The sequence below is a fragment of the Chloroflexus sp. MS-CIW-1 genome, from assembly GCF_030444705.1.
Lineage (GTDB): Bacteria > Chloroflexota > Chloroflexia > Chloroflexales > Chloroflexaceae > Chloroflexus.
Window position 1 is genome coordinate 697,784 of record NZ_JAUBWR010000001.1, and the last position, 22,880, is coordinate 720,663.

The 22,880-nt window shown below is 52.6% G+C and carries 22 protein-coding genes and 1 tRNA gene; 10 read left to right on the forward strand and 13 right to left on the reverse strand.

Annotation, left to right across the window (positions count from 1 at the left end):
• Window positions 1-37: 37 nt before the first annotated feature.
• Window positions 38-1,549, forward strand: coding sequence for a glutamate--tRNA ligase (gene gltX, locus QTO31_RS02780; protein ID WP_301428020.1), 1,512 nt, complete (start codon window positions 38-40; stop codon window positions 1,547-1,549).
• Window positions 1,546-3,408 carry a maltodextrin glucosidase gene (malZ, locus tag QTO31_RS02785; RefSeq protein WP_301428021.1) on the forward strand — a complete coding sequence of 621 codons (1,863 nt, stop codon included), beginning with the start codon at window positions 1,546-1,548 and terminating at the stop codon, window positions 3,406-3,408. Before gltX ends, malZ begins: the two co-directional genes overlap by 4 nt.
• A gap of 295 nt (window positions 3,409-3,703) precedes the next feature.
• On the opposite strand, the gene QTO31_RS02790 is transcribed toward malZ, so the two are convergent.
• The 4 genes from QTO31_RS02790 to QTO31_RS02805 all read right to left on the reverse strand — a co-directional run bounded on the left by QTO31_RS02790 (window position 3,704) and on the right by QTO31_RS02805 (window position 6,970).
• Window positions 3,704-4,186: a hypothetical protein gene (locus tag QTO31_RS02790; protein WP_301428022.1), complete on the reverse strand. Its 483-nt coding sequence runs from the start codon at window positions 4,184-4,186 to the stop codon at window positions 3,704-3,706.
• Between the two features lie 434 nt (window positions 4,187-4,620).
• Entirely contained in the window at window positions 4,621-5,634 is a 1,014-nt protein-coding gene (aroF, locus tag QTO31_RS02795) for a 3-deoxy-7-phosphoheptulonate synthase (protein ID WP_301428023.1), read from the reverse strand.
• Between the two features lie 89 nt (window positions 5,635-5,723).
• Window positions 5,724-6,143 carry a chorismate mutase gene (gene aroH, locus QTO31_RS02800; RefSeq protein WP_301428024.1) on the reverse strand — a complete coding sequence of 140 codons (420 nt, stop codon included), beginning with the start codon at window positions 6,141-6,143 and terminating at the stop codon, window positions 5,724-5,726.
• A 242-nt stretch (window positions 6,144-6,385) separates the two neighbouring features.
• Window positions 6,386-6,970 (reverse strand): ANTAR domain-containing response regulator, encoded by a 585-nt coding sequence (locus QTO31_RS02805; RefSeq protein WP_031459383.1) that lies wholly within the window; start codon window positions 6,968-6,970, stop codon window positions 6,386-6,388.
• A gap of 169 nt (window positions 6,971-7,139) precedes the next feature.
• On the opposite strand from QTO31_RS02805, the gene QTO31_RS02810 reads away from it, so the two are divergent.
• The 4 genes from QTO31_RS02810 to QTO31_RS02825 all read left to right on the forward strand — a co-directional run bounded on the left by QTO31_RS02810 (window position 7,140) and on the right by QTO31_RS02825 (window position 10,508).
• A complete protein-coding gene (locus QTO31_RS02810; protein ID WP_028457646.1) occupies window positions 7,140-7,793 on the forward strand; it encodes an O-methyltransferase in 654 nt (217 codons plus the stop codon).
• A 268-nt stretch (window positions 7,794-8,061) separates the two neighbouring features.
• On the forward strand, window positions 8,062-9,834 hold the full coding sequence (locus QTO31_RS02815) for a GAF domain-containing SpoIIE family protein phosphatase (protein WP_301428025.1): 1,773 nt from the start codon (window positions 8,062-8,064) through the stop codon (window positions 9,832-9,834).
• Between the two features lie 207 nt (window positions 9,835-10,041).
• Window positions 10,042-10,132, forward strand: a tRNA-Ser gene (locus QTO31_RS02820).
• A 55-nt stretch (window positions 10,133-10,187) separates the two neighbouring features.
• On the forward strand, window positions 10,188-10,508 hold the full coding sequence (locus tag QTO31_RS02825; RefSeq protein WP_051871110.1) for a hypothetical protein: 321 nt from the start codon (window positions 10,188-10,190) through the stop codon (window positions 10,506-10,508).
• Window positions 10,509-10,534: 26 nt separating this feature from the next.
• Here the strand turns inward: QTO31_RS02825 and mnhG are convergent, their stop codons facing one another.
• From mnhG to mbhE, 7 genes are read right to left on the reverse strand one after another with little or no spacing between them, the layout of a single operon-like run.
• Window positions 10,535-10,888 carry a monovalent cation/H(+) antiporter subunit G gene (gene mnhG, locus QTO31_RS02830; RefSeq protein WP_301428026.1) on the reverse strand — a complete coding sequence of 118 codons (354 nt, stop codon included), beginning with the start codon at window positions 10,886-10,888 and terminating at the stop codon, window positions 10,535-10,537.
• Window positions 10,888-11,157: a monovalent cation/H+ antiporter complex subunit F gene (locus tag QTO31_RS02835; protein WP_028457643.1), complete on the reverse strand. Its 270-nt coding sequence runs from the start codon at window positions 11,155-11,157 to the stop codon at window positions 10,888-10,890. Before QTO31_RS02835 ends, mnhG begins: the two co-directional genes overlap by 1 nt.
• An 11-nt stretch (window positions 11,158-11,168) precedes the next feature.
• Window positions 11,169-11,687: a Na+/H+ antiporter subunit E gene (locus QTO31_RS02840; RefSeq protein WP_301428027.1), complete on the reverse strand. Its 519-nt coding sequence runs from the start codon at window positions 11,685-11,687 to the stop codon at window positions 11,169-11,171.
• Window positions 11,688-11,695: 8 nt separating this feature from the next.
• Entirely contained in the window at window positions 11,696-13,213 is a 1,518-nt protein-coding gene (locus QTO31_RS02845; RefSeq protein WP_301428028.1) for a proton-conducting transporter membrane subunit, read from the reverse strand.
• Between the two features lie 27 nt (window positions 13,214-13,240).
• Complete coding sequence (locus tag QTO31_RS02850; RefSeq protein ID WP_301428029.1) at window positions 13,241-13,591, reverse strand: sodium:proton antiporter; 351 nt, start codon at window positions 13,589-13,591, stop codon at window positions 13,241-13,243.
• The gene (locus tag QTO31_RS02855) at window positions 13,588-14,082 is read right to left on the reverse strand and encodes a Na+/H+ antiporter subunit B (protein ID WP_301428030.1); all 495 of its coding nucleotides are present in this window, start codon (window positions 14,080-14,082) and stop codon (window positions 13,588-13,590) included. Before QTO31_RS02855 ends, QTO31_RS02850 begins: the two co-directional genes overlap by 4 nt.
• Window positions 14,066-16,444, reverse strand: a complete 2,379-nt coding sequence (mbhE, locus tag QTO31_RS02860; protein ID WP_301428031.1) for a hydrogen gas-evolving membrane-bound hydrogenase subunit E — start codon at window positions 16,442-16,444, stop codon at window positions 14,066-14,068. The genes QTO31_RS02855 and mbhE overlap by 17 nt, the downstream gene beginning before the upstream one ends.
• 332 nt (window positions 16,445-16,776) lie before the next feature.
• Between mbhE and QTO31_RS02865 the strand changes: the two genes are divergently transcribed.
• Window positions 16,777-17,139: a cupredoxin domain-containing protein gene (locus QTO31_RS02865; protein WP_301428032.1), complete on the forward strand. Its 363-nt coding sequence runs from the start codon at window positions 16,777-16,779 to the stop codon at window positions 17,137-17,139.
• 31 nt (window positions 17,140-17,170) lie between these two features.
• Here the strand turns inward: QTO31_RS02865 and QTO31_RS02870 are convergent, their stop codons facing one another.
• Window positions 17,171-18,274 (reverse strand): calcium/sodium antiporter, encoded by a 1,104-nt coding sequence (locus tag QTO31_RS02870; RefSeq protein WP_301428033.1) that lies wholly within the window; start codon window positions 18,272-18,274, stop codon window positions 17,171-17,173.
• A gap of 341 nt (window positions 18,275-18,615) precedes the next feature.
• Here QTO31_RS02870 and QTO31_RS02875 point away from each other — a divergent pair, with 341 nt between their 5' ends.
• Window positions 18,616-19,611 carry a TerC family protein gene (locus QTO31_RS02875; protein ID WP_301428034.1) on the forward strand — a complete coding sequence of 332 codons (996 nt, stop codon included), beginning with the start codon at window positions 18,616-18,618 and terminating at the stop codon, window positions 19,609-19,611.
• Here the strand turns inward: QTO31_RS02875 and QTO31_RS02880 are convergent.
• Window positions 19,606-20,547, reverse strand: a complete 942-nt coding sequence (locus QTO31_RS02880) for an alpha/beta fold hydrolase (protein WP_301428035.1) — start codon at window positions 20,545-20,547, stop codon at window positions 19,606-19,608. The genes QTO31_RS02875 and QTO31_RS02880 overlap by 6 nt on opposite strands.
• Window positions 20,548-20,915: 368 nt before the next feature.
• Between QTO31_RS02880 and panB the strand changes: the two genes are divergently transcribed.
• Together panB and panC are read left to right on the forward strand one after the other, a co-directional pair.
• On the forward strand, window positions 20,916-21,758 hold the full coding sequence (panB, locus tag QTO31_RS02885) for a 3-methyl-2-oxobutanoate hydroxymethyltransferase (protein ID WP_301428036.1): 843 nt from the start codon (window positions 20,916-20,918) through the stop codon (window positions 21,756-21,758).
• A gap of 150 nt (window positions 21,759-21,908) precedes the next feature.
• Window positions 21,909-22,751 (forward strand): pantoate--beta-alanine ligase, encoded by an 843-nt coding sequence (panC, locus tag QTO31_RS02890; RefSeq protein WP_031459397.1) that lies wholly within the window; start codon window positions 21,909-21,911, stop codon window positions 22,749-22,751.
• Window positions 22,752-22,880 lie beyond the last annotated feature (129 nt).

Sequence of the window (22,880 nt, forward strand, 5' to 3'; positions counted from 1 at the left end):
ATGCAATACAACGGACAAACAGCTTAAGGAGCGTTTTATGAGTGCAATCGAAGGGCCGGTGCGGGTACGGTTCGCTCCCAGCCCCACGGGTAGTCTCCACATTGGCGGTGTACGTACCGCCCTCTTCAACTGGCTCTGCGCCCGCCACTACGGTGGTCAGTTTATTTTGCGCATTGAGGACACCGATGAGAAGCGTTTTGTGCCGGGTGCAGCCGATGACATCAGTGCATCACTGCGCTGGGTCGGGATCGATTGGGATGAAGGCCCCGATATTGGTGGACCATACGGTCCTTACGTCCAATCACAACGATTTGAGCAGGGTATCTACCAACCGTTCATCGAGCAATTACTCGAGGCTGGCCTGGCGTACATGTCATTTACTACTGAAGAGGAGCTGGCTCAGATGCGCGCAGCCGCCGAAGCTGCTGGGATCAAAGCGTTTCGTTTCCGTGGCCCCGAACGTGATTGGCCCCTGGCGAAACAGCGTGAAGTAGCTGCAACCGGTAAACCATACACCATTCGCCTCAAGACACCACTAGAGGGCGAAACCCGCTTTCGCGATCTGATTCGTGGTGGTGATGAGATTGTCGTGCACAACGATCAACTTCAAGATATTGTTTTGATTAAATCAACCGGGATGCCAGTATATCACTTTGCCCATCTCGTCGATGATCATCTGATGAAGATCACCCATGTTATGCGGGGCGAGGAGTGGGTGCCGAGCACGCCGTACCACGTCTTGCTGTACGACTTCTTCGGCTGGCCGCGACCGGTGTTTGCTCATCTACCGGCAATTTTACGTCAAGATGGCCGTGGCAAGTTGTCGAAACGGAAGGATGATGTTGCGACCCACCGCTTCCGTGAGCGTGGCTATTTGCCGGAAACTATTTTCAACTACCTCGCTTTACAGGGCTGGAGCTACGATGGCGTTACCGAAATCATGACACGTGATGAGCTGATTGCACGTTTTACCCTCGAACGGATTCAGCCGTCACCTGCCCGCTGGAATCCTGAGAAGTTGCGGGATATGAACGGGATCTACATCCGTAAACTTACTACTGAGCAGTTGGCCGAGCGCGTGTTACCGTTTATGCAACGGGCCGGTCTTATTGGTGAGCCAGCAAGTGAAGAAGAGTGGTCATATCTGATCTCGTTAATTCCGCTGATTCACGAACGGTTGGAAGAACTGCAAGAAGCACCTGAATTGCTGATGTTCTTCTATCGAGATGTGATACCCGGCGAGACATACAATCCTGCCGATCTGATTCCGAAAAAACACGATGCCGGGCAGACTATCACCTTATTGCGGGCAGCCCACGAGGCATTGAGTCAGATCACAGATTGGACGCCGCCTGCCCTTGAGACAACCTTGCGTGCCCTTTGCGAGCAACTTCAGGTCAAACCTGGCCCACTGTTCGGTGCAATCCGGGTTGCAGTAACCGGACGGAGCGTTGCACCGCCGTTGTTCGACACCCTGGCCGGCATCGGACGTGAACGCAGCCTGTCGCGGTTGAACGCTGCCATTGCTGCATTGGAGCAAATGCTATGAAGTTGCTACCCTGGGAAGTCAGTGTGCATCACGACGGCTCGCCACTCTATCTACGCTTCAGTGGACGTCTGGGTGATACGGCAGTCTTTCGGCTGCGTATGGCTGCCGATGCGCCGGTGCATGGTGTCTTTCTCCGCACCTGTCCAGATGGTGAACAACAGATCACGCCACTCCAGGATAAAGGGATACGGGGAGTATCTCGGTGGTGGGAAGGTACACTTCCCATTCGGATGTTGCGTACCAACTATCGCTTTCTGATCCGGGCTGATGACGGAACACGTTGGTACAGTGCAGGTGGCATGACTCGCTACTACCCAACCGACGCCAATGATTTTGTAGTACTGGCCAACTACCATGCACCAGCATGGGTGCGTGATACGGTCTTCTACCAGATCTTTCCCGATCGCTTTGCCGATGGGGATCCGACCAACAACGTGCAGAGTGGCGCCTATCTGTACCATGGACACCCGGTAATTGCCCGACGTTGGGACGAACACCCCAACCGTGCAACCGGCCCGTTTGAGTTTTACGGCGGTGATTTGCAGGGTATCGCCCAACGACTCGACTATCTGACCGATTTGGGTATTTCGGCGCTCTATCTCAACCCCATTTTTCGGGCACCGTCGAACCACAAATACGATGTGGAAGACTATACCAGCATCGATCCACACCTGGGTGGCGAAACTGGTCTGCTGATGCTCCGACAGGCTCTTGACGATCACCAGATGCGGCTCGTGCTCGATATTGTACCGAACCATTGCGGGGTGACACATCCCTGGTTCGTAGCTGCCCAACGCGATCCGCACGCACCGACATCGGAGTTCTTCATCTTCCGCCGACATCCGCACGAATACGAGAGTTGGCTAGGAGTAAAAACCTTGCCCAAGCTCAATTATCGCAGTGTGCGACTCCGCGAAATAATGTACGCCGGTCACGATGCTATTATGAGGCACTGGCTACGTCCACCCTACCGGATTGATGGATGGCGGATTGATGTCGCCAATATGCTGGGACGTCTGGGACCAGATAACCTGGGGCATAAAATCGGACGAGGTATTCGCCGTGCCGTAAAAGCTGAACAACCTGACGCTTACCTTCTCGGAGAGCACTTCTTCGATGGTACGCCGCATCTGCAAGGTGAAGAGCTTGATGCGACGATGAACTACCAGGGTTTCACCTTTCCCATCTGGCGTTGGCTGGGCGGATTTGAATTCAACCCCCAGCGGCCCGAAGCCGATCCACGCCCGATAGCTACCGAAACAGTCGCCGACCAGTGGACTGCATTTCGGGCAGCAATTCCCTGGCAAATAGCCAGCCAGCAATTCAACCTGCTCGGCAGTCACGATACACCACGCATACGTACCATCGTTGGGAATGATCTGGCGCGAGTACGAGTTGCAATGACCCTCCTGTTCTGCTATCCGGGGGTGCCGTGCATCTACTACGGTGATGAGATCGGTCTGACCGGTAGTGGCGATCCCGATTGTCGGCGCCCTATGCCGTGGGACGAATCGGCATGGGATCACGACTTGCGCACCTTTGTGCAACAACTGGTACGGTTGCGACGCAGCGCGCCGGCATTACGCTGGGGTGGGTTTCAGCAACTCTACGCCAATGGCGAGACCATTGCGTTTCAACGCGAAGCGCCTGAGCAGCGTTTAATCATTGTGGCACGCCGCAGCGATGATGGACAACGGACATTGCCAATCAGACACGCTGGTCTGGCTGACGGTACACGGATGAGAGAAATACTAACCGGCGTCGAAACAGTGGTTTATGATGGGAGATTAGACATCAGCAGTCTCCCGGCAACCGGTGCGCAGGTGTGGCAGGAAGTACATCGTGATATTGCACGTTAAGCGAAACTGACAATCACCATGTTGTCAGCCTAGGAGGCCTTTCAACGTCTTCGGATGCCTGTTGCCTGGGAACGCGGGCCTCTGGCCCGCATCCTAAAAGATAGAAACATCGCCCACCACGTTCCCTCCTCTTTCCTCATCCCCTTCTTCTCCCGATGCAAGAGAGGAAGGGGATACTGAGGCGGATTGGAAACCCGCTCTTCGTAGAGAGAGCTGAAAACCTCGATTATCAACAAAGAGGGAGGGGAAGCCTCATCTACTGCGGGTAAGATATTGAATGAATACTACCCCTTCCCTAAAACGGCGGTGGCTGATACTGATGCGGTGGCAGAGATTGACTGTTTCGATAGGCGAAATAAGCTTGAACCTTTGGTTGGTTATACAGCACCAGACTGACAATCCCAAACGCCAACGAAAAGATATTGCCAGTAATAATGTTGACAATTTGCATAATCGCCAGCGTCTTGTTTGGTTGTAGCGGTTGAGGTGGGCTGCTCAGCAGCTTATAAGCGTACATGCCCGCCATAACTGCCACGATGATCGAATAGATCGCAAGTGGAATACCGCATATTGTTAGCAACCATACCAAACCGCTCAATCCACTGATACCTGCATCAACGATTGCCATAATGCCAATAGCCAAGATCTCGCCTGGTTTAGTGTCAGCGGTCTGATACCCTTGCTGATACTGAATCTGATAGGGCTGATTCAGGGGAGGGTACGATTGCTGATCGGGCTGATAACCACCATACTCTTCCGGGCGGCGAGGATCACTCATAGAGTCCCTTTCTGTCAAATAGCGAACACCGGGAAAGATGGCCTGTGGCGTATATGCTCATGATGATAGCAAATCGCAATGTGTCGTGCAATACCGTTGTCAACAAGTTTAGAGGTTTTCAGTGTTCTCAACTTTGGGTTCTATTCGATAACTAAACGGTTCAACAATGGATTACCACTGACGATCATCACAACCCGCGAAGCGAAGGAGGGGCACGACGCTGCCGTGCCCCCCATAATTTAACAGCCTAGATGTATGATCGGCTAACTACGTTGTGATCTGTTCAAGCGGTTGTCCGACTGTACTGACAGTGCGGTCGGCTTACTGTGCGGTAGGTGCCTTCACCTGATCCCTTCCTGTTTCCTCTCCTTACAGAAGACGTGAAGAGTGAGAGACAGGGATAGACTCTCAAACTGCCCTAGATACGGGTCCGTCTAACACCGCCCCACTGCCCTGGCAACCGCACGTAATTTTGGCATCAGCGCCATAAAATTCTCGGGATTAAGTGATTGTCCACCGTCCGATTTCGCCCGATCGGGATCAGGATGCACTTCAATAATGACCCCATCGGCACCGGCGGCGATGGATGCCAGTGTCAGTGGCGGCACCAGATACCACTTACCTGTACCGTGGCTGGGATCAACAATGACCGGCAGATGCGAACGTTTCTTGGCAACCGCTACTGCATTGAGGTCAAGCGTATTGCGCGTTGCCGTCTCAAAGGTGCGAATACCCCGCTCACACAGAATAACATTTGGATTGCCTTGGGCAATGATGTATTCAGCCGATAGCAACCACTCTTCAATCGTGGCTGATAAGCCACGTTTCAGCAACACCGGCATACCACTGCGCCCCGCCTCTTCCAGCAATTGATAATTTTGCATGTTCCGCGCACCGATCTGCAAGACATCGGCATAACGGGAAACCAGCTCCACATCAGCCGGTGTCATAACCTCGGTCACAATCGGCAAACCGGTCTCAGCCCGGGCCTGCGCCAGCAACTGCAAACCAACTTCACCTAAGCCGCGAAAACTGTACGGCGATGTACGCGGCTTGAAGGCCCCACCACGCAACATATTCGCTCCAGCTTCGCGCACTGCCCGTGCTGTTGCCATAATCTGCTCTTCGCTTTCCACCGAACAGGGGCCAGCAATAATCGCCAGATCACCACCTCCCACCTTCACGTCACCAACCGTTACTACGGTATCAGTCGGCTTTACCTCGCGCGACACCAATTTGTACGGTTGGGTGATCCGTAACGTCTCTTTCACTCCGGCAAAATGCTCTAATTCTTCTCGTAAGGTCGGTGGAATCGCTGCACCGACCACTGCAATGACCGTGCGCTCTTCACCAACGGTCAAATGACCACGCAGATTGTGCTCACGGAGCCGCTCCAATACTGCTTCAATCTGGCTTGGGGTCGAGTCGGTTTGCATCACAACAATCATAGAACGCTCCTCCTCAGGAGTACAAATATCCAAAGACACAACAGAAGTGATGTACAAATCTCCGTGCTGATCAGTAGCGTGACGGCTGCTCATAGCAACTCCTCGGGCGGCAGTGGAGTTGCTACGCGGAACGCATTCATCAAGGCAGCCCGTTCCGGTCGGAGGCCACGCGCCCCTCGAATGTAAACATGCACAATTTCATCGGCTCGCTTGGTGGTATTCCAGTGGATCAAGACGCGAATACAACGTGGCAAACTACCGGGAACGGCCATTTCATGACCGCAGAGAAGGGCGGTGTCTATCCAGCCAATTGCCCGTGCCGCCACTGCGGGGAATTCGGCATTAAGATCGGGAGTGGTGGTAAAAATAGCACTGGCAATGTCCTCCGGGTGAATCCCATTAGCCTCGATCAACAACGTAAGTAACTCGTGGGTGGCAGCCAGAATGGCTTCGCGCGTGTTTTCATCACAGGTTGTCGCTCCTCGTACTCCACGGCACCGGACTTCCATTGACTCTCCTCCCCGGCAACAACAGAAGGGGCGCGAGGTTTGTTCGCCTCGCGCCCCTTACGTAATTGCTCTGTCCTATCGTGTCTCGTTCAGGAAATGCGAAGCGACCAGTCCGGTTTTCGGCTGGTAAAGTAGTAAAAGTAGGTGTAAAAGCGCGAACCGGCCATACGATCGCTTACCTGACTGCACTACTCGCTTCGACGATGCAACTATACCATAGCAGCCATGATCCGTCAAGTAACTTACGAACCCAATAGCTCTTCTGCTTCAATGATGGCCTGCGCAATATCTTTCATCTTCGTCCGTTTGTCACGCGCACGTTGACGTAGCCGTTCATAGGCATCGCGTTCACTCAGGCCAAGCCGTTGCATTAAAATACCCTTCGCTCGCTCGATCAGTTTGCGGGCTTCGAGCGCCTCTTGCAACTCGAGGTTTTCACTGCGCAAAGCCTGCATCTCGCGATGACGAGCCAGGGCAATCGAAATTGCTGGCGGTAATTCCTGTTCATTCACCGGCTTGACCAGGTACGCTAATGCTCCCGCTGTTTCAGCGCGGCGGATCGTTTCTTTATCGGCGAAAGCGGTCAGCATCACAACCGGAATCCCTGTTTGATCGCGAATCTTCGCCGTCGCCTCAGTGCCATCCATCTCAGGCATCCGAATATCCATAATCACCAGGTCCGGCTTTAAACGAGCGGCCAGCATTACCGCCTCGGCACCGGTACGTGCAATACCCACCACCTCGTAACCCAGTCCCTTCAATTGCTCCTCTAACGTGAGCGACACCAGATCATTATCCTCGGCAATCAGGATACGAATCGCGGCCACGGCTGCCTCCCGCTGAATGCTACTCGTAAAGCGATGCTTAAGATCATACCACAAGATGCCCCATAGTGTGATACAATTTAGATGAATAACGAGTATTTGCGTATGCAACTGACGCCATTTGTGCGCCAGCTATACACACCGCCGTTACGTGCGGAGTGAGGAGGGCGTGATGCGCTACGACATCACGAATATTGCAATTGAAGACTATCTGCACGATCTCATGCCACCACGCGATGAAGTACTGGCGAACCTTGAAGCACGCGCCAGGCAGCAGGGGTTGTCGCTCGTTGGTCCGGTGCAGGGGCAGTTTCTCTACTTACAGGCGCTGATGATGAATGCTCGTCATGCACTGGAAGTTGGTATTACGACCGGCTATGCCGCTATTTACATTATGAAAGCACTTCGCCAGACCGGCGGTAGGATGACGGCTATCGAACGTAATCCTGAGCGCGTTAAGCTGGCCAGCGAAGTGATCGAAGCGGCCGGCATGCGTGATTTGATCACTATCCACCTGGGAGAATGGCGCGAGCTGTTACCATCTCTCAGGCAAGAATTCGATCTGATCTTTCTCGATGTTCTACGTAGTTCGTCAAACGATGAACAGGCACTGCAAGCGCTTGAGCTGTGTGTGTCGCTCCTTAGCCCCGGTGGTGTCTTAATTGCAGATAATGTGCTTTGTAGCGCACAGGTTCTTGAAGAGGATGCTTCGCCACTCGTGCGGGGGATTCAACGCTTTAACCGGGCAATTATGAGCCATCCCCAACTTGAGTCGGTTATTATTCCGCTGCGTGATGGTGTATCAATCAGCCGCAAGAAACGTTAGTGCTCAGGTGCAGGAGATGCAGGAAACAATCCACAATGTGTAAACGTCGAATGTGGGAATAAACGGTTCTGATTAAGACAGAACTCTTATCTCATCAAAGGCGATGCCGATCGTTGTATCAGCGCTCAGCGATTTTTCCGTTCCTTCGCGCTATCCAGAAACAGCGATCGGCACGTTCCTTGTCTTAATGGCCTAACCGCACGACGCACGTTCAAAACAGGATGACGTTTGCGCGACACCATCATGTCTACTTCTGGAGTGAATAATTATGCCGTCTTCGGAACGGCAACACCGAATTGCTGAATGGTCTGCACTTCGGTCGTTAGCCCAAACGCTCAATCAGTCGTTTGATCTCCGTGTAGCCCTCGATACGGCACTTGGTCATATTCTTGAACTGACCGGTCAGGAGGCTGGTTGGATTTATCTGCGTAATGAGAACGATCAATTCATTCTCGCTGCCCGCCAACGTTTGCCCCCGGTACTCAATTACCCCGGCACGGTCTGGCAAGGTGAATGCGCCTGCCAGGAAGTCTGTCGCAGCGGTCAGATCAACCTTGAACCGTCGTTGATGCCTTGTTCACGTCTGCACGGTGCCGCTGGCGATAAGCGCGGTTTGTCACACCACGTCTCGATGGCCCTACGCGATGGAAACCGCACAATCGGCATCCTCAATCTGGCAGCGACACGTTGGGCACGATTGACGGCGGCAGATCAGCATCTTATAGCCGCAATTGCTGATCTGTTAGGAACAGCGATTGCCCGAGTATATCTCTACGAAGAGTTTAGTGTGCGGCGTGTCCAGGAACGGCGTGCGCTCTTGTCGCTTTCACAAGAACTGTTGGTGAATGACGATCTCGAACCAACATTGCAGCGGTTAGTTCGTGTCGGTGCTCGTCTCTTAGAAGCCGATGCTTGTGCCTTTATTGAGGCTGATGAAGACGGTGCGCGTGCGTTGCTCCGGGTTTGTTACGGTTGGGCACTGCCCGCCGCCAGTGCATGGCCACTGGTACTTGATGATGTTCATCCACATTTGTGGTATTTACCAGAACGAAGCATCAAATTACCAGACGATTCACTGATCCCGTTGCCACCATTGCTCCGCCAGCAGAGCTTTCAAGGCCATCTCGCTACGCCAGTGATGCTCAGCGGTGAACAGATTGGCTTGTTGCTGGTCAATACCATTCATCCACGTCACTTCCTCGACAACGAAGCGGAATTGCTCGGGCTGCTCGCTAGTCAGTTAGCACAGATGATCGACCGTGAACGACTGTATCAAGAGGCGCTTGTCCGTCAGCGCCTTGAACGCGAACTCGATTTGGCCAGTGAGATTCAAGCCAGTTTCTTGCCCGATTGCTGCCCAATCGTTCCTGGTTTACAGATTCACGCCTTTTACCGCGCTGCACGACAAGTAGGCGGCGATTTTTACGACTTTATTGAGGTACCGGCGACTGTAACTAATGGCCCCAAACGGCTTGGGGTTATCATTGCCGACGTCACCGACAAGGGTGTTCCGGCAGCTCTGTTCATGGCCCTCTCGCGCACCCTCTTACGTGCCAGTGCCATTGATGGGCGTTCGCCGGTTGCCGTATTAGAACGGGCCAATCATCTGATCCTCGCCGATTCACGAGCCGGTCTCTTCGTGACTTGTTTTTACGCTTTGATCGATCCGATGAGTGGGCTTGTTGTGTACGCCAACGGCGGTCATAATTACCCTCTCCTGTACCGGCGGGCTACTGATGAAGTGACGCCCCTGGTGGCGCAGGGGATCGTGTTGGGAATCATCCCTGATCCACACTTTGTACCGGGTGAGATCACTCTTGCCCCCGGTGACATTCTCCTCTTCTACACCGACGGAATCACCGAAGCGATGAACGCACAACGTGAGCTGTTCGGCGATGAACGATTGGCGACAGTGCTGCGAGCCAATAGTCACCGTGCACCAAATGAAATCGTGACCGCGGTGCTCGCTGCGGTCGGTGAATTTGTCGGTGACACTGCCCAATCGGATGATATGACAATTGTGGTGATTAAGCGCACATAACGAATGCAACGCATCACGCGGAATTGCCGTAATTCCATCCCTGTAAAGATGTTCAACGTTCTTTGTCACGAGGCAGGGGCGGGTTCTCAATCTGTGGCCGCCCTCCTCTTCATCTCAGTGAGCCATAAGCGGATCACACACGACTGAAAACGTTATGGCACTTGCACAGAACCGACTACCTCGTTATAATGAGCATTGGTACGAGACGGGGAGATGACGGAGTGGTTGAACGTGCCCGTCTCGAAAACGGGTAGGGCCTAATAAGCCCTCGTGAGTTCGAATCTCACTCTCCCCGCCAACACGAAAGCGCCCGACCTATAACTAGGTTGGGCGCAGCGATTTTTGAGGTGACTATGTCCGCAGTTGAGCAGCGATTGCGTGAGCAATTAGAAGAGCAATTACGCCTGAACGAGTGGTTGTACGAACAGCTTGAACGTCAGCGAGCACTAAACGCCGAATTACGCCGTGCCGTAGCCGATCTGGCCCGAGCCTTTCAGGAATCGCTGGCCGCAGCCGTCGAAGCCGGAGAAGCGGGTGATATTGACACAGTGCGCCGTTTAACACGCGCTAATCAGCAACACTGGCAACACTACCTGCAACAGATTGTCGCCGCAGCAAGCCGTGCGAACCAACCCACTAGTACTGATACAAACGCAACAATGGATCGCACATAATGAATAAAGCGTCTAGGTGCATCGTGTTACCGTAGCCGACCCTGTTCCATGTCATACTTACCGGCCAGATCATCTTGAACGGTTTGCGGTGCACGCTTAACACCGGTTAAATAGGCTGCTCGATCAAGCATATGAGCGGCTACCGGCGCTGTCAGAAAGAAGAAGGCGATTAGGGCGATCATCTTTGCTGCCACAACCAGATCACCGTGATGAACGGCTACTGCCAGTAATACTCCTGCAATCCCTAGCGTGCCGGCTTTGCCGGTGGCATGAACCCGTGTGTAGAGATCGGGCAACTTGAGCATGCCGATTGCGGCTAGGAGCATGAATACTACCCCAATCGTTGCTAGCACCAGCGTGATAATCTCGCTCAGACTCATTATTGACGTCCCTCCTCGATGTAGCGCGAAATAGCGACAGTGCCCAAAAAGCCCAGGACGGCAACAACCAGGATTGCATCGATCAAACTCAGTTGGTCAGTAATCACCACATAGAGGGCAACCAATGCTACAACGTGGAGCATCAACGTATCAAACGCCATTGCCCGATCGGGAATACTCGGCCCCATCAACAAACGAGCCGTGCAGAGCGTCATCGAAATGGCAACCACACCCATCAACGTGGCGATCAGAATACTAAACAATGTCATCAGACCTACCTCTACGGTAACAATTCCATGACCCGCCGCTCGAACTGTTGCTTAATATCATTACGAATGGCGTCGGCATCGTGTACATCAATGCAATGAATGTAAATAGTTCGACGATCAGTAGCAACATCGAGCGAGACGGTTCCCGGCGTTAAGGTGATCAGATTCGCCAGTACAGTAATGCCGGCATCACTTTTCACATCGAGCGGAATAGCGATAATGCCCGGACGAATGTCGTCAACCCGCCGAAAGAGCACTATCCGGGCCATATCGATATTAGCCTTGAGAATACTCCACAGTGCAAAGCCGATAAATGCGACCCACTTTAGAGCCAGGCGAATGAAGGTGCGATCACGCTGCTGAGGGTGTAAATCCGTATTTACAAATGGTATGCTGAGAAAGTTTCTAGCCATTGCCACAATGGCTGAACTCACAAGTAGCCCAACAATCAAGTCGGCTAATGTAAAGCTACTTTGCAACGCCATCCAGGTCATGGTCAAAACGAGAATCAGGAGAATCAGCGCAATCATACCAACCTCTATTTCACTGCTGCGCGATAAACCGCCTCACAGCCATCAGCACCACAGACAGCGGTAATGTAGGCAGCACGATCAAAAAGCTGCTGACTGGCAATCGTATTGTATTCTACCAGTGGCCCGGCTACCAATCCCAAAGCGACACTAAGGATCACCAACGCTGCCCCCGGTGCCAGTAAACCAAAACGGACCCGCGGTAAGCGGTTCACATCCTCATACGATTTCTTCCAGAACACTTCATTCCAAATCTTTAACATCGAGAAGAAGGTCAGGATACTGGTACCGGCAGCCACGGCGGTAATAAGGTAGGCCTGCTGGCTCACACCCACCTGCAATAAGATCAATTTTCCGATAAAACCGCTTAGCGGAGGAATACCGGCCAGCGACAGAATACCTAAAAACCAGAACAGGGCTAGCAACGGCTCGCGACGGGCCAAGCCACCCATCTTCTTCAAATCGCCGGTACCGTTGATCTGTTCGGCTGCCCCACCGATAAAAAAGAGTGCCATCTTGACAATCATGACATGGGCGGTAAAGACCAGGCCAGCAGCCAAACCGGCAGCGCTGGCCAGACCTAGTCCCATCACGCTATACCCAATCTGACTGATAATGTGAAAACTCAGGATGCGACGCACATTCATTTGGGCTACTGCGCCCAGCACCCCAATAACCATCGTCAAACCGGCGATCAGGGTAATCCACGGTGCATAGATTGCCAGTTCGTTCTGCAACAACAAACCAAAGACTCGATAGAGCGAATAGACCCCAACTTTCGTCATCAAGCCGCTGAAGATGGCCGTTACTGCCACCGGTGGTGTATGATAACTGGAAGGCAACCAGAAAAAGAGAGGCACAATTGCCGCTTTGCTACCGAAGGCAAACAAAAATACCCCGGCTAATACCGTTTGCAAACCGGGGTCCGCTAGCGTTGCCATCCGCTCGGCAATATGCGCCATATTGAGAGTACCGGCAAATCCGTACATCAATCCACAACCAAACAAGAAGGCGGTACTTCCCAACAGATTAAGCACAACATATTTCAAGCCACCCTCAAGCTGCTCACGGCTCCCACCGAGCGTAATCAGGCCAAAGGATGCTACGAGCAACACTTCAAACCAGACGTACAGATTGAAGAGATCACCGGTGAGGAATGCACCACTAACCCCTAATAGCAAGAGCAAGAGCAACGGGTAGTAGAAATGTGCTTCACGTTCGCGATCAACAGAGTAAAAGCTGTACACAACCGTCGTCAGCATGAGCAGCGCTGCCAACATCACCATCAGCGCACTCATACCATCGGCCACCAGTGAGATACCAAACGGAGCTAACCAGCCTGAGGCCTGCGCCACTAATGGCCCACTCTGCGGTACTACACTCATTAGCCAGAGGCCATACCCCAGATTGATCAGCACACTGATGAGCGTTAGCGCCCGCACCACCACCCATTGGCGATGGAGTAAAACAGCCAATGCCGCACCGATCAACGGTGAAACGATGGGAACAAACAGGTGAAACGTCATATGAGTTTCCCGATCTAAAACATCACACTACAGACGGTCGGTGGTTGAAAGATCGTCAAGATCGTCACTCCCTGCTGCCTGATTGGAACGATACGCCAGCGCCAGGACAAACGCAGTGAATCCGAAGCTAATCACAATGGCCGTCAGAATTAGGGCCTGCACTAGCGGATCAGCCGAACCTGCCGGAGGCTGACCGCTAGCATCCACCAGCGGTGGCGCCCCACGCCGTACTCCATCACCCATCGTAAAGATGAGCAAGTTTACCCCATGGCTGAGCATGATCAGGCCCAGGATCAACTTCACAACCGAGCGCCGCAGGATGAGATATGTCGCACCGCCAAAGAGCGAGCCAATCGCGATTGCCAGGAGAATGATCATGCTACCTCCTCCTGATGATCAACCGGAACCGACTTCATTTCCGGCAACGGGAAGAGAATCGGCTCTTCGACCAGCAGCAGTGCGATTTTGGTCGTGACCCCGATAACTGTAAAGTAGACACCAATATCAAACAGGACCGGTGTGCCGATCTTGCCTACTCCAGGGATCGGTTCGGGCAACCAGAATGCCTGCATGTACGGTAAACCGGCGAAGAGGGCTGGTAATCCCCACAGAGCGCCAAAAAAGACGCCAAAAGCCGCCACTATCAAATAATTAACCGGCAAAATCCATCGTGCTACCTTTGGGCCAAAGGCGACCATTTGCAGAATAATTGCACTGGAAGCCAGCAAACCACCAATAAAACCGCCACCCGGTAGATTGTGCCCGCGAAACAACATAAAAATCGATAACATCAACAACAGTGGCAACATCAGCCGACTGATTGTGCGTAAGATGAGCGAATCGTACAGAGCACTATCTCTGGGTATCAACTGGCTCGCTGAGCGGTTCGGTGGCAGTTGTCTCGACTCGTTCCGGTGTAACATCATCTTTCCCCTGTCGTAACCGTAACAATCCGTAAATACCGAGCAGCGCGATAAACAATACTGTAATCTCGCCTAGGGTATCGAACCCGCGGAAGTCAACCAAGATGACATTAACGACATTAGCCCCTTTGCCTTTGTCCAGACTGTTTTCTAGGAAGAAGGGGGCTAACGGTGCAAAGCTATCATTCGTAGCGGTTGCCAGTACCAGTCCACCCATTAAAATTCCCATCGCAGTGGCGACAATCGCATCACGTTGTCGCACCCAGACTGATGAGAAGCTCTCGAAGCGTACCGGCAACACCGAAAAGACAAGGAGTAAGAAGACGGTTGAAAGTACTTCAATCAGTAATTGGGTTAGTGCCAGATCGGGTGCTGAGAAGATCACAAAGAGGAGCGCGACCATTGCGCCAACGACACCAACTGCAATAATCGCGCCGAGTCTGGTGCGCGCTTTGATGGTCGCGATAACACCAATTGGGATCAATGCCGCGGCCAGTATTTCGTAAAACTGCAACTGTGGATCAAGATCAAACCGAATTGTACCTAGCCCGAAGCTGATAAACGGTATCCCCACAAAGATCAGCATGGTCAACGCTGTTATCAGGATATAGCGGCGTAGCCTTCCCTCCTGAAGGGTACGGGTTAACACCGTCGCACCAGTGAGGGTTCGCTCGATCAGCCGGTCGAAGATCATATCACCACGCAACCAGGTTGGCCAACCACGCATATTTGCCAACTGCTCGGCAAAACGGAACATTGCTACGCCAATCACAATGGCGCTCAGGCTTACCAGTAATGCCGGGTTAACACCATGCCAAAGCGCCAGTTCCACCTCTAGCGGCCTACCGTAGATCGCTGCACTTGCGGCTGCGATGAGCGTACTAACGGGGGCTAACAGAACCAGGGGTATGAAGAGTGACAGAATGGCCGGCACTCCAGGTCCAATCAGCATTCCAGGTGTGGGATCAGCAACATGCTGCTGCATCGCCGCCGTACTACGCTGACCGAGGAACGTATTGCTAAACAGTCGCCAGCCAGTTATCAGGTAAGCAATGGCCGTGATAGCAATTGCAGCAACTGCAAGTGTACTAAACGTTGTTCCAAGATCAGTCTCAAGCGCTGCTTCCAACATCAATTCTTTGGCAACGAAGCCAAACATGATCGGAATACCGCCGAACGATAGTAATGCCAGAGCGGTAATGACCATCGTCTGTGGCATATATCTTCGCAACCCGCCCAACCGGCGCAAATCGCGCGTACCGCACTCGTGATCGATCACACCAGCCAGCATAAACAGTGCCGACTTATACAGCGCATGGGCTAAAATATTAGTTACCACCCCCTCAGCACCATACTTACCACCCAACCCGATCTGCATCGTCAGCGCACCCAGCATACTGATGGTCGTATACGCCAGCATCGCCTTCAGATCAAACTGGCGCATCGCCACAATCGCGGCAAAGGTCATCGTTGCACCGCCAACGACGGCTAGCGTAACATCCCATAAAGCAGTACCGCCAAGAGCAGGACTGAGGCGCGCCATTAGGTAGATACCAGCCTTGACCATTGTGGCCGAATGGAGAAAGGCACTTGCCGGGGTTGGCGCCTGCATAGCCCCTGGTAGCCAGAAATGAAAGGGTATCTGAGCTGATTTCGTAAAGCAACCAAGCAAGATCAGTATCACGGCTGCCGGGTAGAGTGAATGAGCGCGCAATTGATCACCAGCGGCCAAAATATCCCGGAACTCATAGCTGCCAACCATCTGTCCTAGTAACAGCAGGCCAACCAGCAAGGCCAACCCACCACCACCGGTTACCAGCAGCGAATGTAATGCACCACGCCGTGCATCAGGGTAATCGTGCTTGTAGCCAATAAGCAAATACGACGTAACCGATGTTAATTCCCAAAACACGAACATGGTCAATACGTTACCGGCCAGTACGACCCCCAGCATTGCCCCCATAAAAAGCATCAGGTAAGCCAAGAAACGACCGAGACCACTGTCAGCACCGAGATAATGGCCGGCGTAACCGACAATCAACGTCCCAATGCCGGTAATAATCAAGGCAAACAGAAGGCTTAAACCGTCAAGCGTAAAGGTAAGATTGAGACCCAGCGCTGGTACCCAGGAGATCTCCTCCACCACCTGCTCACCCGCCAACACAGGACCAGCTTGAGTCAGCGTTAGTCCAAAGAGTGTTAGCGGGATAAATGCGAGACCCCAGGCGATAAGACTGCGCGCCGGCAAGCGGGCAATGAGCGCTAGTGGTGACGCGACCAATGCAATGAACACAATCGGATAGAGCATGCTCACCTCGATTGGAAACTAACTGTGTCTACTGACACGCAATATGAGAAAAACTTTGCCAACCTGATCATAGTCTGGCATTCAAATATCAAAATGTCGGTGAAGCAACGGCACAAATGTTGCCTGGAATATTGACGCCAACAGCACGTGCTGACATGGAACTATGCTGCTTAATCGGAATAAGATCACGTGATCATGGGTTTGCTGCTATTGTACCGTAAAATTGGAACCCTGTCACAACGTGACTTCCTGCTAGCACAGTGGGCATTTTCTGGTACAGTACAGGTATGATGCAGGAACAAGCGTATCCTACGAGTACAGTTAGGCGTACTATGAATCATCTCTGGTTTTGTCGTTATTGTTATGCTCTTTGCATACTTGCCGTCATTCTGCTAAACGCCTGTGGTGAACCACTGCGCGAACGCACGATTGAAGTAACTGCCACCGAAATGCGGTTCGATCCAGATCGGATCGAAGTGCGCACCGGAGAGCAAGTTTTTCTCCACCTTCGCAATCGCGGCCAGATTGCACACAGCCTGACTATCGAGCTACCTACCGGTGACCGCACCGTTTCGGCCGATCCAGGGGTCGATGCGGTACTAACATTCCGGGCGCCAGCGCCCGGTGAATACCGTTTCTACTGCCGCATTCCTGGTCATGAAGCCCAACAGGGAGTGTTGGTTATTCTTCCCTGACAGAAATCTTGTATAGGTGTTCTGGTCATGACTATGCTTTAACCCAATCTCTTCGGCGCAGCGCGTGGATCAGAAGAATAGAGAGGGTCACTGCTGTTATCGGTAATACAAAGAGTACCATCACGCTACTGAAGAACGGCAGAGCATCATGTTGAGTTGCAGCCAGTATCAGATACGCCGTGTACGCAACGTAATAAGCAAGAAAGAGTAAGCCTTCCCAGCGATTGATGCTGAGACCGGAGATAAAGATTGGTAGAGCTGCAAAAGCTACTGCAATCATCACTGGCAGATCGAATGCCACAACCGATGGAGCAACGGTAAGACCACCCGGTGTTACGAGTGCAGATAATCCAAGGATACCGAGGATGTTGAAGATATTGCTGCCAATAGCATTTCCAATAGCAATGTCCCGCTCGCGCTTGAGCGTGGCAACAATTGAAGCAACCACTTCTGGGAGTGATGTACCGGCAGCCACAATTGTGAGACCGATGACTACATCGCTGACTCCAAACGCACGCGCCAGTGAAGTTGCACCTTCAACCAGCCAGTCTGATCCAATCGCCAGTAATACCAGCCCAACTACGATCAAGCCGATATTCAGCAGCAAGACCATTCCTCTCTGCTGAGCGGGCAGTTTTGTGGAACCAAATTCCTGCGCATACTCTGCTATCACTTCTTCTCGTTCCTGCCGACTAGCGTATATTGACCAGATGATATATCCGATTAGTAGGCTAAACAGGATGAAGCCATCAAACCAGCTTATGGCTCCATCGAATGCCTGACCGATAAGTAATAGCGAAACAGCGATCATAAACGGTACTTCACGGCGGATAAGCTGTACGGCTACAACCAGTGGGCTGACCAGCGCACACGCACCCAGAATGAAGAGAATGTTGAAGATATTACTCCCCACCACATTGCCGACTGCAATGTCACTTTTGCCTGCCAAGCTGGCTTGAATGCTCACTGCCAGCTCTGGTGAACTGGTTCCAAACGATACAACTGTCAGACCAATCACAAGCGGAGAGATGCCAGCCAGCGCTGCCAGGCGGCTGGCGCCACGTACTAGGAGCTCACCGCCAGTGGCAAGGAAGATAAGACCACCGAACATTAAACCGAATACAAATAGATTCATCTATGTCTACTCCTGTAGTCTGCATCACACATTTAAGTAGTATATCCAACTCAACGATAGCTAGTGAGGGCAAATCTTCGCCATTAAATACCCATTCAGACGTAGAAGTGATAGGGAATTTTTCCCTATCGCTAATGAGGAAAATACGGTATATTGTAAAACGTTGGGGAGTAGCCGTCCGCTCGTAGCGGGTCGATGTTGCCGTCAAGACGGAAGATTACCTTCCCGGTGGCATCGCGTATTGGTTTACCATACTGGCGAGACCGACACAGCAGTGAGCTGTGTTCGGCTCGCCTTTTTATTGCCGGACAAGTCGTTGCAAAGCAGGGAGAAAAGATTGTATGGTAGATACGGTATGGGTCTGGGTTGGGTTTAACCTACTGGTATTGACACTCCTCGCGCTTGACCTGGGGGTATTTCACCGTGAAGCCCATGAAGTATCGTTACGTGAAGCCGCCATCTGGAGCGTGGTCTGGATTGCACTGGCAATGACCTTCAATGTGGCTTTGTATCTGTTTTGGGATCAGATCATGCCCAATAGCGATCTCAGTGCGAGTGACGCTGGTCTAGCGTTTTTGACCGGTTATCTCATAGAAAAGGCACTAAGTGTTGATAATATTTTCGTCTTCGTATTGATCTTCTCATATTTTGCAGTTCCGGCGAAATACCAGCATCGGGTACTCTTTTGGGGGATTCTCGGTGCCCTTGTCATGCGCGGTTCAATGATTGCCGCTGGAGCAGCGCTGATCAAGCAGTTTCACTGGATCATCTGGGTGTTCGGTGTATTCCTGATCTTTACCGGAATTCGGATGGCAATGTCACAAGAGGAGCAAGTCGAGCCAGAGAAAAATCCGGTGATCCGCCTGTTCCGCCGTTTTATGCCGATCAGTGATCGCTACGACGGCCAGAAATTTCTCACCCGCCAAAACGGTATGCTTATGGCAACCCCCCTCTTGCTAGTGCTGGTCATGGTAGAGACGACCGATCTCATTTTTGCCGTCGACTCAATACCGGCCATCTTTGCCGTAACGCAAGATCCGTTCATCGTCTACACATCCAATGTCTTCGCCATTCTGGGTCTACGAGCACTCTACTTCGTACTGGCTGGCGTGGTTCATCTCTTCCACTATCTCAAGCTCGGCTTGTCAGTGGTGCTGAGTTTTGTTGGTATCAAGATGCTCTTACCTGATCTCAGTGCCGCACTGATTGGTGTAAGCTGGAAGATACCGACGGCAGCTTCGCTGGGTGTGGTAGCAACCATCATTAGCGTGTCAATTATCGCCTCTCTGATACGGGCCCGAATCCTCGAAAGTAGCGAACATGCCGCCTCATCATAATTGGCTAGAATGTTCGCCCTGACGGTCTTGATCAGCAGTTTGTGCAGCAGGATGTAGCCCGCTCAGTAGCTCACAAATCATATCGGGCCGTTCCTGCTGCGGCATATGACCACACCGTTCCAGGTAAATACACTGAGCTTGTTCGTTGAGCAAGACGTGCATGGCTTCTATAAGTTCACCATCAACAATGACATCGTGATCGCCAATGATCAGTACCGTCGGTATTCGACATTTACTGACCAGATCAAGATATTGATTGGCACGGAAGAAGGTGTCAATCGCCAACCAACGGAGTGCTGAAAGTGTTGCCCGCCGTTGTTGTGGATGGTGGAGACGAACCCAAACCCGCTTCCGGAGGAACCGCCGCTCACGGGCTGGTAGGTCATACAGGCTGTAATAGAACGGTTGTAAACTAAAAAAGGCCAGCTCCTGTGAACGACGCATGATGGCCAGCATCAATTCGCCAAGACCAGGGATCAACAGCAGCCATTGCTTTGATTTCGGCAGACGGCGCTTTACCGGCAGACAACCGCTGATCAGAATCTGCTGTTCGATAAGGCCAGGAAGTCCGATACTCAGACGCTGAGCGATCATGGCCCCTAACGAATGACCAACTAGCGTGATGTGGCTCAGTTGCAGGACAGCTACAAATTCGGCAATCGTGCGGGCAAAGAAGGTCAGGCTATAGGCGCCACGAGGACCGGAACTACGACCAAAGCCGGGTAAATCAGGTGCAATGACCCGATATTCACGCGATAACGACGGAATAATCGAGCGCCACGTATCAGCTTCGTCACCTAACCCATGCAAAAGAAGAAGCGTTGGATGATGATCCGCTCCAGCATCGTAGTAGAAGATTTCTGTATTGCGCAGCGCAACCCTACGAGCATACGGAACCAGGGCAGCAGGAATGTCCATGGTGGGTTTTCGCTTCATGGCGCACCTATGAGTAACGAACGCATTCGATATTAAGATAAGCAAATTGTTTTGTCAAACATTCCTGTGATGAAATGACTCTGTTATTTAACGATAAATCTGTCAGTGCCTATGCTGCGAAGTGCATCTTCACCCTGCACTCCCCCCAACCCTCTTTCACTCTTACCCGGTGAGTGTAGGGGGCTAGGAGGGTAGGTTTGGCACTCGATCGACCGATTCGGTGATGATCATCATTGGTGAGCCTTGCTCATTCCTCAGTGCCCATGACCTAATTCCTCCCCTCACCACTCTGCGCACTTAACCATTCCGTGCTACAATCGAGCAGCTCGGAATGACCGACAGCACGCAACGGAGGAGAGGAGCCGACCATGCGCACAACTATTCGTGATATTCAAATGATGCGCGATCGCGGCGAGCGGATTCCGATGATCACTGCGTATGATTACACGTCTGCCCAGATTGCCGATCGCGCCGGTATCCCAATAATCCTGGTAGGAGACTCGCTCGGCATGGTGGTATTGGGGCACCAATCTACAGTACCAGTGACCCTCGACGAGATGATCCATCACACACGGGCTGTGGTACGAGGCACGCAGAAGGCGCTAGTCGTCGGTGATTTACCATTTCTTACTTACACTTCACCAGAGCAGGCCATCCAGAGTGCAGGGCGAATGCTGCAAGAGGCTGGCGCTCAGGCGGTGAAGTTGGAAGGTGGTGTGCATGTCGCACCGATTATTGCCCGACTGGTCGCGTTAGGAATTCCGGTGATGGGGCATATCGGCTTCACACCGCAATCGGTCAATCAGATCGGGCTACGGGTACAGGGAAAGCGAGCGAACGAGGCCCAACAATTGATTGCCGATGCGCTGGCAGTTCAGGAAGCTGGCGCATTTGCGCTCGTACTCGAACTGGTGCCGGCAGAGCTGGCACAGGCGATCACCGAACGGTTACGGATCCCAACCATTGGCATCGGCGCTGGGGCTGGCTGTAGTGGCCAGGTGCAGGTCTGGCATGATTTGCTCGGTCTGTACAGCGATTTTCTTCCTCGCCACGCCCGTCGCTACGCTGAACTGGCCAAAACGATCGCAGATGCGCTGAGTCAATATGTGCATGATGTACGAAATGGGCTATTCCCCGGCCCTGAGCATAGCAGTCGGATAGACCCGGCAGAACTGGCAGCAGCGCTATCGAACATCGATCAGGCGACGTGAAGCACTCGCGGTCGGTTCTTTGCAATTCGCTGCTCGTTCCTCACCCTTATCAAACGAAGTTGGGATGAGCGAGCAGGATTAACGAATACCGTACAAGCATATGGTAGAACATCTTGATCAACGACGATCCGATCAACGAGGAACACCGATATGGAAGTCTTACATACAATCGCTGAGTTTCGTCGGGCGCGATCGGCATTCAGCACACTCGGATTCGTGCCAACCATGGGGTATCTACACCAAGGGCATCTGGCGCTGGTGGAACAGGCCCGCCGCGAATGTCCGGCAGTCGCAGTGAGTATCTTCGTCAATCCGACCCAGTTTGGCCCTCACGAAGATTACGCTCGCTATCCACGTGACACAGCACGCGATCTGGCTCTCCTCGAAAAAGCCGGCGTCGATCTTGTCTTTATACCCTCTGTGGAGGAGATGTATCCGCCTGGCTTCGGCACTTACGTTGTTCAGCCTGCTGCCGATGAGGTGCTGGAAGGCGCGGCTAGACCTGGTCATTTTCGCGGCGTAGCAACGGTTGTTTGTAAGCTGTTCAACATTGTGCAACCGACAAAGAGCTATTTTGGACAGAAAGATGCTCAACAGACCGTGGTGGTACGCCAGATGGTACGTGATCTCAACATACCGGTTGAGATCGTGATTGTGCCAACGGTTCGCGAAGCCGATGGTCTGGCGATGAGCAGCCGTAACGTCTATTTGACGGCGGAACAGCGTGCTGCGGCGCCGGTGTTGTACCGGGCCTTACGAGCGGCTGCCGAATGTTATGAAGCTGGTGAACGCAATGCAGATACGTTACGGTCGCTCATGCAGCGGATTATTGCGGCTGAACCGCTGGCAAAAGCAGAGTATGTGAGCGTTGCGCATCCGATCACCTTGCGCGAGTTGGATCAGATTGGGCCGGAAGGGGCTTTGCTCTCGATGGCGGTACGGTTTGATCAGGTACGATTGATCGATAACTGGCTGTTGGAAGGGAAAGCATAAACGTACCTCATGGCCCCTCACCTTCCCCTAGCCCCCTTCCTCTCCCACACGGGGTGAGGAAGGGGGGAGGGTGCTCTCTTCACTTCCCCTTGGCCTCTCTTCCTCTTCTACAAGGGGTGAGGAAGGAGG

What these genes read in the sequence shown, in the direction of transcription:
- gltX (WP_301428020.1), top strand. Translation starts at nt 38, where the DNA reads ATGAGTGCAATCGAAGGGCCGGTGCGGGTACGGTTCGCTCCCAGCCCC.
- malZ (WP_301428021.1), top strand. Translation starts at nt 1,546, where the DNA reads ATGAAGTTGCTACCCTGGGAAGTCAGTGTGCATCACGACGGCTCGCCA.
- QTO31_RS02790 (WP_301428022.1), bottom strand. Translation starts at nt 4,186, where the DNA reads ATGAGTGATCCTCGCCGCCCGGAAGAGTATGGTGGTTATCAGCCCGAT.
- aroF (WP_301428023.1), bottom strand. Translation starts at nt 5,634, where the DNA reads ATGATTGTTGTGATGCAAACCGACTCGACCCCAAGCCAGATTGAAGCA.
- aroH (WP_301428024.1), bottom strand. Translation starts at nt 6,143, where the DNA reads ATGGAAGTCCGGTGCCGTGGAGTACGAGGAGCGACAACCTGTGATGAA.
- QTO31_RS02810 (WP_028457646.1), top strand. Translation starts at nt 7,140, where the DNA reads ATGCGCTACGACATCACGAATATTGCAATTGAAGACTATCTGCACGAT.
- QTO31_RS02815 (WP_301428025.1), top strand. Translation starts at nt 8,062, where the DNA reads ATGCCGTCTTCGGAACGGCAACACCGAATTGCTGAATGGTCTGCACTT.
- QTO31_RS02825 (WP_051871110.1), top strand. Translation starts at nt 10,188, where the DNA reads ATGTCCGCAGTTGAGCAGCGATTGCGTGAGCAATTAGAAGAGCAATTA.
- mnhG (WP_301428026.1), bottom strand. Translation starts at nt 10,888, where the DNA reads ATGAGTCTGAGCGAGATTATCACGCTGGTGCTAGCAACGATTGGGGTA.
- QTO31_RS02835 (WP_028457643.1), bottom strand. Translation starts at nt 11,157, where the DNA reads ATGACATTGTTTAGTATTCTGATCGCCACGTTGATGGGTGTGGTTGCC.
- QTO31_RS02840 (WP_301428027.1), bottom strand. Translation starts at nt 11,687, where the DNA reads ATGATTGCGCTGATTCTCCTGATTCTCGTTTTGACCATGACCTGGATG.
- QTO31_RS02845 (WP_301428028.1), bottom strand. Translation starts at nt 13,213, where the DNA reads ATGACGTTTCACCTGTTTGTTCCCATCGTTTCACCGTTGATCGGTGCG.
- QTO31_RS02850 (WP_301428029.1), bottom strand. Translation starts at nt 13,591, where the DNA reads ATGATCATTCTCCTGGCAATCGCGATTGGCTCGCTCTTTGGCGGTGCG.
- mbhE (WP_301428031.1), bottom strand. Translation starts at nt 16,444, where the DNA reads ATGCTCTATCCGATTGTGTTCATTGCATTGGTCGCGTCACCACTAGCG.
- QTO31_RS02865 (WP_301428032.1), top strand. Translation starts at nt 16,777, where the DNA reads ATGAATCATCTCTGGTTTTGTCGTTATTGTTATGCTCTTTGCATACTT.
- QTO31_RS02870 (WP_301428033.1), bottom strand. Translation starts at nt 18,274, where the DNA reads ATGAATCTATTTGTATTCGGTTTAATGTTCGGTGGTCTTATCTTCCTT.
- QTO31_RS02875 (WP_301428034.1), top strand. Translation starts at nt 18,616, where the DNA reads ATGGTAGATACGGTATGGGTCTGGGTTGGGTTTAACCTACTGGTATTG.
- QTO31_RS02880 (WP_301428035.1), bottom strand. Translation starts at nt 20,547, where the DNA reads ATGAAGCGAAAACCCACCATGGACATTCCTGCTGCCCTGGTTCCGTAT.
- panB (WP_301428036.1), top strand. Translation starts at nt 20,916, where the DNA reads ATGCGCACAACTATTCGTGATATTCAAATGATGCGCGATCGCGGCGAG.
- panC (WP_031459397.1), top strand. Translation starts at nt 21,909, where the DNA reads ATGGAAGTCTTACATACAATCGCTGAGTTTCGTCGGGCGCGATCGGCA.